The organism is Armatimonadota bacterium, assembly GCA_020354555.1.
In the GTDB taxonomy this organism is placed as follows: domain Bacteria; phylum Armatimonadota; class Hebobacteria.
Genome location: CP070648.1, coordinates 1,196,784 through 1,209,673, shown reverse-complemented (window position 1 = coordinate 1,209,673; position 12,890 = coordinate 1,196,784). Strand labels below are relative to the sequence as shown.

The 12,890-nt window shown below is 66.5% G+C and carries 6 protein-coding genes; 3 read left to right on the top strand and 3 right to left on the bottom strand.

Annotation, left to right across the window (positions count from 1 at the left end; translation table 11 throughout):
* The 3 genes from JSV65_04930 to JSV65_04920 all read right to left on the bottom strand — a co-directional run.
* Window positions 1-2,395: tetratricopeptide repeat protein (locus JSV65_04930; protein ID UCH35697.1), on the bottom strand; the 2,395-nt coding region annotated here is incomplete at its 3' end.
* The gene (locus tag JSV65_04925) at window positions 2,392-4,290 is read right to left on the bottom strand and encodes an adenylate/guanylate cyclase domain-containing protein (protein UCH35696.1); all 1,899 of its coding nucleotides are present in this window, start codon (window positions 4,288-4,290) and stop codon (window positions 2,392-2,394) included. The genes JSV65_04925 and JSV65_04930, both read right to left, overlap by 4 nt.
* Before the next feature lie 296 nt (window positions 4,291-4,586).
* Window positions 4,587-6,122: a hypothetical protein gene (locus JSV65_04920; GenBank protein UCH35695.1), complete on the bottom strand. Its 1,536-nt coding sequence runs from the start codon at window positions 6,120-6,122 to the stop codon at window positions 4,587-4,589.
* A 1,122-nt stretch (window positions 6,123-7,244) separates the two neighbouring features.
* Here JSV65_04920 and JSV65_04915 point away from each other — a divergent pair.
* The 3 genes from JSV65_04915 to JSV65_04905 all read left to right on the top strand — a co-directional run bounded on the left by JSV65_04915 (window position 7,245) and on the right by JSV65_04905 (window position 12,474).
* Complete coding sequence (locus JSV65_04915; protein ID UCH35694.1) at window positions 7,245-8,258, top strand: redox-sensing transcriptional repressor Rex; 1,014 nt, start codon at window positions 7,245-7,247, stop codon at window positions 8,256-8,258.
* Window positions 8,259-8,560: 302 nt separating this feature from the next.
* Window positions 8,561-9,943: a hypothetical protein gene (locus tag JSV65_04910; GenBank protein UCH35693.1), complete on the top strand. Its 1,383-nt coding sequence runs from the start codon at window positions 8,561-8,563 to the stop codon at window positions 9,941-9,943.
* Between the two features lie 260 nt (window positions 9,944-10,203).
* Window positions 10,204-12,474 (top strand): DUF4838 domain-containing protein, encoded by a 2,271-nt coding sequence (locus JSV65_04905; GenBank protein UCH35692.1) that lies wholly within the window; start codon window positions 10,204-10,206, stop codon window positions 12,472-12,474.
* Window positions 12,475-12,890: the final 416 nt, after the last annotated feature.

Genomic DNA, 12,890 nt, shown 5'->3' with positions numbered 1-12,890 from the left:
CCGCGTCATAGCCCAGGAAACCCTGGCGATCGTCGCCGTCTCCGATCGAGGTAGCCGTGACGGGGCCCGGCAAGCCGCCTTTGCGATCCAACAACGTGCCGAAGAAGACGACCTGCCGCGTCGGCTCGGCCTGCTGCCCGGCGATCACCTCCAGGAACTTCTCCGAGCCATCCTGGTTCACGGCGCGGAAGCCGTCGCTGTCGTCCAGCAGGCCGCTGGCGAAGTAGCTCAAACGCCCTTCGTCGGCCTGGTCGCTGTGCCGCACGTCGTAATGAAGGCGGTCGTAGCTTCCGCCGGACAGAGTGTTCTCACTCCGGGCATAGCGCCGCGTCTCGAGCATCGCGGATGGATCAGTAGTCACCGCGGTGAGTATCTCCCGTACGGCATCGCGAGACCGATCCTGCGCCAGATACAATTGTGCGAGCTGGAAACGCGCCTGCGGGTATTGCTCATCCAGCGCCACCGCCTGCCGCAGTTCGGCAAGCGCGCGAGCGCTGCGGCCCTGGCGCATGTAGATCCGCGCCAGCACCGTGTGCACGAAGGGCGACAGCTCGCCGAGCGCTACTGCCCGTTCGCCCGCGTCGAGCGCTTCGCGGAAGCGATTCTGCTCCAGATGCACCAGGGCGAGGTTCGCGTAAGGGAGCCCCCAGCCGGGCTGCAGCTCGATGGCGCGGCCGAGATGCTCCACGGCCAGGCTCATCTGGCCCAGCGACGCGTACACGCCGCCGAGATTCGCGTGAGCCGACGCCGAGTCGGTATCGAGCGACACCGCAGCCTTCTGCTGGTCGAGCGCTTCGCGCAAGCGGCCGCGCTTGAGCAATACCGCGCCCCAACCCGTGCGCGCCTCTGAGAGACTCGGATCCGCAGCCAACGCCTGCTGGAACTGCGCGCCGGCGCGGTGTGGGTCGTTGTTTAACAGGAACAGCAATCCTAAAGTGCTGCGCGCCGGAGCGCTCTGCGGATTGAGCGCCACCGCCACTTGCGCCTGCTGGAGCGCGGGCTCGAGTTCGTCTTCCGCCGCCATCAGTTTGGCAAGCGTCAGGTGTGCGCCGGCCGAGAGAGGATTGAACTCGACCGCACTCTCCAGCTCATGCCGCGCCTGCGCAAAGTCCCCGGCGAAAAGCAGGGCGGTCCCCAATGCTTCGTGCGCAAGGGCTGATTGTGGAGCCGCCTGCGCCGCTTTGCGGCCGGCCGCAATGGCGTCCTCCGGCTGTCCCTGTGCGAGGCGGACGTAGGCAAGATACGTGTTGGCAAGGTAGTCATCGGGCCCGAGACGAACGGCCTCGGCAGCCGAGGCCGCCGCTTGTTGCAGGTCGCCTGCCCGCAGGTGTGCAGCGACCAGGTACGCATGGGGCCGCGGATCATCCCGCGCCAAACGTGCGGCGCGCTGCAATGACTCCACGGCAGGTTCCGCATTACGTTGCCCCAGAGCGACAAGCGCCAACCCGACCTGCCACCGGGCACTGTCCGGCTCGGCCTCTGCTGCGACCACGAACTCCGCGCGGGCCTCGTCCGGACGGCCTGCCCGCAGCAACGCGTAGCCCAGGACACCGCGGAGCGCCTTCCGGTCCGGCGCGAGCCCAACGGCCTGCTCCGCCTGCGCCAGCGCCTCCTCGGCACGGCCCACATCGAGCAGCACTTCGGCCAGCGCGGCGCGTGCCGCCGGGTTTTCGGGACGTTGCTCCACAGCGCCTTGCCGCTGGTTCAGCTCTTGCTCGAGCTGCGCGGGGTCGGTGCTGACCTGAGGGCACTCCAGCTCGATGATTAGAGTGCGCAGGTTGGCTTCCCACGCGATGAGACTCGACGGGTCAACGACGATCGGGCGCGTCGGCGCCTGGCCAACCTGCGCCGTGCTTTGCTGTGAATCCTGCACCGTGACGCTGCCCGCGTCATTGAAGAACGCGACTGTGCCCTCGACCACGGTGAGCACGGTCGTGCCGTCCTCGCTCACCTCAACCTGGAATGTCGTGCCTTCCGCAGCAGCGACTGCGGCCGGCGCGCGCACCTCCAGTTGCCGCGGGCCGGTGATGGCAGCGAGGATCCGCCCTACGACGACCCGCCACCCGCGGGGCTTGTCCGGCTCGCGTAGAACGACCTCGGTCTTCGGGCCCACCGCGACGCGCGCTCCGTCGTCGGTCACGATGTAAACGGAGCTGTCGGCACCGGTGCGGATGCGGTCGCCCGGCGACGCTTCTCGTGTGCCCCGCTTCAGCGCAACCCACGCCCCCTTGCCGCCGACCTGAAGCTCGACTTTACCACGCGCCGATTGGAGCGTGAACGTTGACTTCGCTGCATGCGCCGTGTCGTGCAAAGTGAAAAGACACAGATAGCCCAAGGCTACCCACAGTGCGAGCCAACGACGGCCGCTTGCACAAGAGGGCGATGTGGGATTCATTCACTGCTCTCCTTATTGCCGCGGTCAGCGCCCCGCTCGGGCATCTGACCCAGGTTCTCCGGGCACACCCACCCGTAGACTCTGATTGGCGTTTTCCGGCCCTTCAGAATGACCTCGTCGAGACAGGTGGCCTCGACGTCTTCACCAAGTCGTTCGTGCACGCTCTCGCTGAAGATGAGCGGGTAGCCCAGGCTCTTCGTCAGATCCTCGAGGCGCTGCGCCACGTTGACGGGGTCCCCGATCACGGTCGGTTCCAGATGACGCTTGCCCACCAGACCTATGGCCACCGGCCCCGCGTTGATGCCGACCCCGATCTCCAGCCGCACCCCCGCAGCTTCCCACTCGCGGGCATGCACCGGCAGATCGGCGAGGATCTCTCGGCCCGCGCGCAGGGCACAGGCCGCGTGACTGACGCCTTTTCGCTCCTGCCAGAACACGGCGAGCACCGCATCGCCGGGCGTCTTCACGATCGTGCCCCCATGCTCGGCGATGATGTCCTCGACCGCCGAGTGGTAGGAATGCAGCATCGTCAGCGTGTCCGCAGCGGACAACTGCTCGGCGGTGCTCGAGTAGCCGCGGATGTCCGAGAACAGGATGGACGCGTCCAGCGTGCGCACCTCGCCCAGGCGCGGCGCCTCAGCCTTGCCCATGAACGACGGCACGAACCGCCCGAGCAACGCCGTCACCTTGTCGCTTTCGGCGACCGTCGTCATGCCCCACGCAAGCCAGATGCCCAGCGCGCAGTAGAACACGTACATCCAGATGCCCTGCTGCACCAGGAGTTGACGCGCCAGGATCACCGCCGCCACCGTGAGTACAAAGACAACGCCGACGGCGCGCGCTCCTCTGAGCCACCGTACGCCCGACGCGGTCGCAAAGGCGAACAGGGCCGTCACCGCCAACATGGCCCACGGGGACATGGGGCGGATGAATGCTCCGGACAGCAGGGTCTGCAGCGCGTTCCCCTGGACTTCCAGACCAGGCATGGCGCCCATGGCGGTCCAGTGCACGTCCCACTCCTCGCGGCCGATGATGATAGCCTTGCCCTCGAACAACTCGCGCCCCCGCGCGTCGTCGTCAATGGCGAGCACTTCGCTCAGCCCATGAGGCCTAATCGTCCCTTGCGGCCCCGCCCAATTGACCAGCAGGCTATTCCACGTCTTCAGCCCCGGGATCAGCTCGACGTCGCTGCCGCGCACGACTTCGACCGCGGCGATGGCGCTCTGCTCAGAGTCGTCGGCGTCGCTCGCCACACCCAACGGCAGCAGGCTGATGCGCTCGCCTGTCAGCAGCGGCACCTTGCGTCCGGCGGTCAATAGCCAGCGCCCCTCGCTGAGCCTCGTTTCCGAGGGCTTGACGCCCATGAATCGCTGGAACGCCAGTAGGGACAGCGCCAGGTATTCCCGCCCGGTGTCGTGATCGCGCACCACCAGGGGCACGGATCGCACGGTTTCGTTGGGCTGATGCGCTACCGGTGAGCCGACGGCCCACACGGCGTCTTGAAGGGGAGGCACCGGATCTTGCAGCCCGACAGCCCCCGGCCTGGTCTGCGTCGTCGCCGCCACGATGACGTTGCCCGCCTGACGGAAGGCAGCCGCAAGCTCATCGTCCTCGTATTCGCACCTGCGGCGGAACATCAGGTCGAATGCGATCACCCCCGCGCCCCATCGGTTCAGACGCCGCACCGCCTCTGCATATGCCTCCCGGGGCACCTCGCAGCCATCAGTCGGCGAATCGCGCGGGTCGCGCAGGTACTCGTACGGTGCGGGGTCATCGCCGATATCAATGATCTCGACACGGGGGTCGGGCTGACGCGTCGGTGCCAGCGCATATAGCACATCCAGCGCGCGCACTTCGATGAACGTGAGCCACGGCGCAAGCAGGATCAAGAGCACCAGCACCGCCAGGACGATCGCCCCGCGACTCAGAGCTGTGCTCCATAGCCGTCTCCCAGTTGTCCTTGCACCACTTGAGGCCATTACAGTGTCACACACTGGCTCGCGCGGGGAGGACTAGCGGCCAAGGCGAGGGCCTCTTCCGGCGGCTGCCGTTTGGCGGTCGCCGCGCCGCTGCGTTCGTGCAGCCGCGCGGCGACCGAGAGCGAATCATCACGGAGTGCGTACAAGATCGGCACGCACCACGTTCCAAGACGGCATCGCGGCACGCACTGTCAGCTGCGCGCCCGAGCACCCTAGCTCTGGTCGTGATACACTTTCACTTTGAGCAGTTTCGGCTCGGACAGGTTGCCGGCGGTGTCGATCGCCATCAGTGTGATGGTGTATTCGCGCACTTGCGTCGGGTCGCTGCCCGAGCGCTCCGACCGCAGCTGCAATGACTGCGGATCGTTCGGATCCAGCCACCAGTCCGGCGCGTAGTCTCCGTCGCCGGTGCCATCCTCGGGCTGATTGCTCTCCACGCCCGCGATGTACCACACCGCAAAGGGGTCGTCCACCGTGACGTCCAACGTCATGTCAATGATGGAGTGATCGGGCGGCCACAATTGGGCCGGGGTGGCACTGACGGCGGTAATCTCCGGAGGCTGGGTGTCGAGCACGAACGGCTCGGCAACCGATTGCTCGATCCATTCGAACCACGGCACGCCGTCCTGATCGAGCGCCGCGCCGCGCATGATGACTCCCGAGCCGAGCGCCGCGCCGGACACGACAAACGCGGTGAACTCACCGGGGCACAGCTCGGTGATCGGCCACTGGCGATAGTTGGCGGGGTCGAGCCCGGGATAGGCCGGCAGCGGTGTGCCTGGGGGCAGCGCGGGCAGGCTCTGCAGTTCCTGGCCCTCCGGCAGCGCGAGCAGGGCGTCGCGTATCTCGGGAGCCGTCGCGATCTCCCCGCCCCCGCCGTCCACGATCCACCGTTGGTAGATATCCGCAGGCAGATTGCCCTTCGTAGATATGTTCGTGACCTCAGAGATGAAGGTCTCCATCTGCTGCGCCGCCTTCCCCCAGTAGAACAGCGCCCGCCCCGTGTCGCCGTCAAGGTATGATGTGAGCCCGTCGTGCTTCAGGGCCGCGACTTTGTCAACCTTGCGCAGGAGGCTGTTGTCCGACGGCGAGGGCAGGATGCCCTCGGCCGCGTAGTACGCGATCTCCTCGCGCAGCACATCAAGGTCCTCGTCGATCGCCGCCACATACAGTTCCAACAGCCCCGCATCGGCGAGGCGGCTGAGTTCCTCCAGGTCCAACTCGGAGCCGGCGACCCCGAAGTCCACATCGGCCAGCGCGATGCATTGCCCGGTTTCGGGGTTGTCGTTGGTGATCACGACGGTCACCTGGCCCTCCTCCGGGTAATCATAGAACAAGATGCCGCCGCCGGGCGTACCCTCGAGCTGTGTCGCATAGACCGGCTGCCCAAGGCCCCACCGCATGTCGCGCAGCCGGCAGCTGTTATTGGCAGTGCTCCACCCGATCTCCACGAACAGCCGTTTCGCCACGTCGTAGCCGCTGAAGTCGAGCGTGGTGCAGAAGACGCCGCTCACCACCGAGTAGCCTACCGTCGCTGGAACCCACGGCGTCGGGCGGGCGTACTGCGCAACGATGGATTCCAGTCCGTTGAGCGTGACGTGCGCGGATGGCTGCGTGACTCCCGTCACATTCCTGAACTTGTAGAGCTTGGTGTACTGCGCCTCAGCCGGCACCGCAGCAGTCGCCAGAATAGCAGTGAATACAACCAGCGTGCCCAATAAGGCACCGCTCTTGCGTGACCAGGTCATCTGTTCTTGATCCCTCCTCCTTAAGTGTTTCGAACACGGTGGCCTGGGCTAATGGCCGTTTCCCTCGTCGCTACTATCGGCTGGGGCATCGCACGCTCACGTCCTGCGCGCGCCCCCGCGAGACAACGGCTCTCTCGCAACATCACCTCGCTGTCTTCAGTTGTCCCGACGCACGTCGGCAGTCCTTCCACGAGAAAGCGGTGCGTCCCGCAGCGGCAGAGCTACGATGAAACAGCACGGTTAAACACCTCTGCGCACACTCAGCCGTCGGGGCTGGAGTGCCAGCGACCCACTTAACCCATGTGGCAACTAGGGAAATATTTCCTTTTCTATTACCCGTTCCCTTGTCCAGCTTGACCAGAATATGTTATTTTATTAATACAGTTAACGATTTCCGGCGTCGCGCTCACCGTCAGCACATTGCCATGCCGCGGCGTGCGCCCTGTGCCGGAAGACCAAACGTCAAGCCCGCACATGGCTCGTGGGGGTAAGGCGGATCCGCAGCGTCACCGTCTGATCACCATACGCTGCGCTCTTCGGGCCGATTAGAGTAGATGGGATTGCTGGGACTTGAACCGTGTCTGCGCTGCATGCCCGCCATACCCGCGTAAGCGCCAACCAAGGGAGAGTATTCACTTTCTGTCGCCTGTTCCCTCTTTTGCATTTCATGTTATGCCGCCTTGTCGCTTCGGCTCGCCAGCGGCACTCGAGGCGAGGTGACGCTCATGCTGGTGGCGCGGCTTGCGAGGCGACTGAGCCGCCGCCCGGTATCCCGAACCGCGCGGCTCACGTTGCACTCGCCCTGCACTTTAAGGCCCGGCATGGCTGCAGTGGAGAGTGCTGGTCGAAGCCGCCGTAAGCGTCGTCTAACGGCCGACGCCAGCAATTCTGTACGCCGAGAAATGCGCACGTTGCCCGCAGGGCACCTCTGCTCCGGCGCCCCGGTTCGCGAACGTGCTTTTGCGATGCGTATTGTGGATATCCACAATTGCCCAACCGGCGTCAACCGTGCATGGTAAATGGGGGCTAAGGAACCTGAACCGGGGAGGCATCACTAGATGATGGGAGTCACTTTGTCGCGGATCCTGGGTCGCCGCGCGCGGCCGAGTGCGGGACACTGCGATGCGGAATGAAAGCGCACGTCATGATGTGTGGCATCGTGCACCCCGCAGCATCTGTGGCCTGGTAAGCTGCGCCACGTGCGAGCACTTCCTGGAGCATGAATGCTCCGCTTGCGCGTTGGGCAACTCGAAGACGCGGCACAGCGAAGGCAACCAATGTGCCGTCTACGCCTGCGTCAAGTCGCAGGGCGTCTCGTCCTGCCGCGAATGCCGGTCGGACTCCTGCCTGATCCTCGAATCCGACGGGGGGGTAGAGTGCGGCCTCGCGGCGCAGTTCAACGGCGGGCGCAATGGCCGGTCGTTAGTGCAAGCGCTGGTGGACCTGAAGTCGCTGCGCAGCGAGCGCCCGGCTGTGAACGTCCCGCCCCGAGTCAGGCAGCGCCTGCCACGATACCTGGTGGCGCTGAATGAGCTGAGTCGCGAGGGCGTGCAACACGTGGCTTCGGCTGAACTGGCACTGCGCGTCGGCATCTCCACCGCGTTGGTGCGCAAGGATCTCTCCACGATTGGCCACTGGGGGCGGCGCAGCGCGGGCTACGCCGTCGAGGCCCTGTGCCGGAATCTGCGTCGCGTCGCAGGCCTGGCCGAGCAGCGCCACGCCGCGTGGTTGGGCTGTGAGCGCCTGTCGAAGTACGCGCGCTTGATCGAGGAATTCCGCAGCGTTGGGTGCATCATCTCCGCCGCCTTCTGTCACGACGGCAGACACGTCGGACAGGAGGTGAACGGCTTGCTCGTCAGACCCGTCGAAGAACTGCCGGATGCGGCGCGAACGCTCGGGCTCAGCGTTGCCGTGATCGCGACGGATGACAACCACGCCGAGGCAGTAGCTGAACTGGCGGTTTCGGCGGGCATCGGCGCCATCCTCAACTTGACCGACAAGTCTCTGGCGCCGCCGCGTGGCGCCACGGTCGAGAACGTAAGCCCGGTGCGCGGGATCGTGTCGCTCCTGCTGCGCACGCCGCGGGGGGAGGACTCCGGTCAGGTGCGAGGCGAGGTCGCCGAGCGCGGTTCGTGATTCCGGTTACGCACCGCAACTAGCCGCGGTTCGCAGGGACTCTCCGCCGACAAGAACCCGCAAGCGAACAACCGCGGGCCGCGCGCCGCTCAGGAACCAGCCTGCTCGAAGACGGGTGGCCCTCCGGCCTGGAGGACAGGCGCCACAGACCGCCGCATGCTGCCCCGGTTGCCGTACATGTAGCCCTGCCACTTGCCTTCCGTGACCAAGTCTCTCGCCGCGCCAACAGCGAGAGGAAACGACGCCGCGCCCTCCGAAATCACCGCCGAGGAAGCCGGCGGTTTGCTGAACGGAGGGAACGTGTGGACGGTACTGGTGCCGTAGGCGTGGCTGCCGTCCTGCTGGTGGCGCTGGCGGGCGGGATCGGCTGGGGCATACGGGGCTGCTACGGAGGCGCGCCCGGCGCGACCCTGCCGGGGGCGCTGATCGCCCTCGCGATCTGTCTCGTATCGGGCCGCGCGGACTGGCAGCAGGCGAGCCTGTACATAGCCGCGGTCGCCGCGTGCGGCCTCGCATACGGCGGCTTCATGAGCCACGTCAAGCTGGCCCACTTCTCCCGCAGCGCAAGCCACCTCAACGCGGCCTACGGGCTCGGCGCACTGTTCTTCGTCACTGGCCTGTGGGGCGGCATCGGGGGCGGCGCGCTTGGCCTGGCGCTGGGCGGGTGGTCGCCGTGGGCAATCATCATCCTTGCCGCCGGGATGATCCTCACCGCGCACATCGCCTATTGGGTTCTGATAGACCTCATTGGCATCCGCCTCACGCCTCCGCGCAGCGAAGCCTGGGCCCGCACCTTCGGCGCGTTCCTGTGCATGGCTATCGTATGCGTCGTGCGCCGGGAACACGTCGGGCTAGTCGGCCTGACTTACGGCTACATGGGCTGGGGGTTCGGCTTCCTGGTCGGGATGTTCATCCAGTTGATCGAGATACGCGCATTCGGGCACCGCTCCTTCAACTGGTGGCGAGCGATGGAGGTGACGATCGGCTGTGTCGGCGGCGCGTCTCTCGCCATCGGCATACTCCCGCTGGCGCGCACCCTGCCCGACCTGCCGCCCTTGCCTGCGCCTTGGCTCGCGCTCGGCGCCTATTTCACATTGTGGTTCATCGTCTTGCTGCACATCCGCACCAATTTCCGCCACTACAAGCTCAGCGGATTGCTGCTCGAAGGGCGATGGGCGAACCGCACCGCGCTCTGGCTTGCGGACGTGACCTCGGTAGCACTCGCGGTCGCGATTGGGATCATCCTGGCGGCGTGGCATTTCCGGGGTCCGGCTGACCCTCGCGTGGGCGTGCAGGCGTCGCTGCTCGGCCTGGCGGGGATGTGCGTCTTGCTCGTGAGCGTGCTCGACGTCGGCAGCACCACGGCCAAGAATAAGCGGGTTCGTCTGGCCACCGCCTGGTGGTTCGTTCCCCCGTACCTGGTGCTCATTGCGGGAACCCTCGCCGCCCCGCAGGCGTTCACGCCGCCACTGGTGCACGGAGTCGGGGTGGCGGACTTCTGGAGGTACGGCGTACCGCTGGCGGCGGTGCTGGCGATACTGTTCTCCAAGATCACCTCGTCGCTGTGGGATACTGACCCGCCGCAAGCACACCGCAGGTTCGGCCCCGGCGCCGACAACGACGTGTACGGGACGGTCCCCCCGCCCAAGCCATACGAGGAGCCCAAGCCGCGAACCGCCGCGTGACGCCCCGGGTGAACAGACCGAGCTACCTCAGCGGCCGTCCGGGCCCATACCTTCCTGCGGTTGCGCTGGCCGCGCAGGGTTTTCGCTTCCCGCGGCACCACCTTATGTAGCGGCCACGCGCCGCTTGCATCGCTGGGTGAAGGGAGCCTCGCAAAACTCGGCGAAGTCGAGGCCATATCCGGGCGTCACTTCGGCGCGCCGGGTGACATCTCGGTCCGTCTCCCCACGTTTCCGGACGGGCTTGAAGCCGGAGGCACTCTATGCTTGCCGCACGCGTCCTCGCCGTCAGCATCTTCGCTCTTGCCGTCGCCAGCCCGTCGCGGGCGAGCGGCTTCGTGATAGCCCGGGATGGGGCCCCCCAATGCGTCATCCAGGCCAGAGGCTCCGCGGCCGCCAGCCCTGCCGATGAGCTTGCCCGATACGTGGAGCGTATCGTCGGCGCCCCGATACCGCGCGCGGGGACGGCACCCAAGCTGGTCGTCCGCGTCGAACCCGCACTGGGAGCGGCGGTGCGGCTCGGCACCGCGCAAGGCCGGAATCTGGTCATCGCCGGCGGCTCCGAGGAGCAGACGTGGCACGCGGTGTACCGTTTCCTCTACCGCCTGGGCTGCCGCTGGGTCATCCCCGGCGAGATCGGGGAATGCATCCCCAGTCGCCCGTCGCTTTCGGTCGAGCCGGCGGCGGGCCCCTACACTCCGTCGTTTCCGCTGCGCGTCATCTGGTACGCGTACGGGAATCCAGACGGCGACCCCAACGCGATGCCGCGATTCGATGAATGGGCGCGCCGCAACTGTCTCACCCGGCACGGCGGCATCGCCCATGGCCACAATCTGCTGTCCCCGATTCCGCCGGAGGAGCACTTCGACGCCCATCCCGAGTACTACGCTCTGGTGCAGGAGGAGCGTCGCCCAACGCAGCCGTGCACGACCAATCCGGACGTCATCCGTATCACCGCCGATCACCTGCTTGCCTACTTCCGCGCCCACCCCGGCGCCAACTCGTATTCGCTGTGCGTGGAGGACAACGGCGACTTCTGCCAGTGCCCGAACTGCACGGCGCTGGACGCCAGCTACCGCGACGCGGAGGGCAAAGAGCTGCGCGCGGTCACCGACCGCATGCTCGTGTTCTACAATCAGGTGGCCGAGGCGGTGGCGCGCGAGTTCCCGGACAAGCTCATCTCCATCTACGCCTACAGCGCCATGGTTCACCCGCCGGTGCGCGAGAAGGTTCACCCCAACCTGGCGGTCTTCTTCTGCGCCACCTTCGACCCCGCGCACTCGATCGCGGATCCGGTCTCCGAGTCGCGGCGCGTCATGCGACAGTGGCTGGCGCGCTGGTGCGCGGCGAGCAGCCACGTCTATCTCTACGAGTACGATCCGATTCCCTACGTCTTCGCGCTGCACTGCCCACTGTTCGACGCCAACGCGCGGGCGATGCAGAGCTACCGCGAACTCGGGGTGCACGGCGTTTCCTTCGAATCATACAAGTCCTGGGCGTCCACCTTCCCGAACTACTACTTCAATGCCCAGATGCTGTGGGACTCGACGCAAAACCCGCAGGCGTTGCTGCGCGACCTCTGCGGCAGGTTCTTCGGCGCCGCCGGGCCCGCGATGTACGATTACTACCATGCCCTCGCGTCCGCGTGGGCGCGGAACGCCACGAACCCCGGGTGGGGCGACGACAACCTGTGGCGCATGTTCCCGCCGCAGCTCATCAACCGCATGCGCGTATCCCTGCGCCACGCCGAGGCCGCGAAGCTCACTGCGGTCGAGCGCGAGCGCGTGCAGATGGTGCGCTACGCCTTCGACTTCCTGACCGGTTACCTCGCGGCGATGCCTCTGAGCCGCGAGGCGCGCGCGGCTGATGCCCCAGGCAGCGATCAGCTTCCGATCGCGGTCGGCTTCGACTACGACGCCGCCTTGAACGCGGGCGAGCGCTGCGTGGAGCTGTTCGACGAAATGCTCGCGGCGGACAACGACTTCGTGCTTGCGTCACCGGCGCGCGCACGCTTCAACCGCCGCCTGCTGGCGGTCAAGCAGCTGTGGCCGTTCTCATCGCAATTCCTCGCCGGTTACGAGTCGGTCATGCTGCCCGACGTGTGGCGGATCAAGTTGGATCGGCAGGGCGTGGGGCTGGCGGAGCGGTGGTTCGCGCCCGAATTGGATGACTCCGCGTGGGACACCGCCTCGACGCTGTCGCAGTGGTACAAGCAAGGCGGGGAACGCGGCCAATGGAAGAACCTCGCCGCGTGGGGCCGCGCGCGGTTCTTCGTCCCCGCAGACTGGGCGGGACGGCGGGTGCGGATGTTCGTCGGCGCGACCGACGAGTACGGTTCGTTCTACGTCAATGGCGAGCTTGCGTATCGCCATCCCGCAGAAGAGCACCCGGACTCATGGGCGATGCCGTTCGACTTCGACATCACCGACTACGTGCTGCCGGGAGACGAGAACGTGGTCGCAGTCCAATGTGGCGCCGAAGGCTCCCTCGGCGGGGTATGGCGTCCGGTGGCGGTCTACACCGCGAAGCGCTAGCCGGACGGCCGGCGCGACCGCGGACGCGCTGCTCGTCGGTCGCCGACGAGCCGATACAGCGATTCGCGGAGAACGGGGAGCTACACCCCCAACGCGGCGAACTCGTGACCTCGAAGTGCGGGCGGGACCACCGGTTAATCTAATACCGTACAACGTGTGGAGGCGGCGACCCGCGCCGGAGCGTTGAGGATACGGCGGTCGCGTGTGCGACCTTACTCTTCGTTGCTGGGCGGGGCCGGCGGAAATCGCGTATCACGTGTATCCGGCGGTCTTTCTGACGTCCGGCGCCGACCGGTGGCAGTGCCCCAGGTAGCGTCAGAACCGTCACAGCGTCTGAGCGGAGCTAGCGGCCCACGCAGGCCGGGTCTCCGGAAGGTTGCAGGTTCGTAGCGGGGTCCTGCTACGGAGCCATTCAT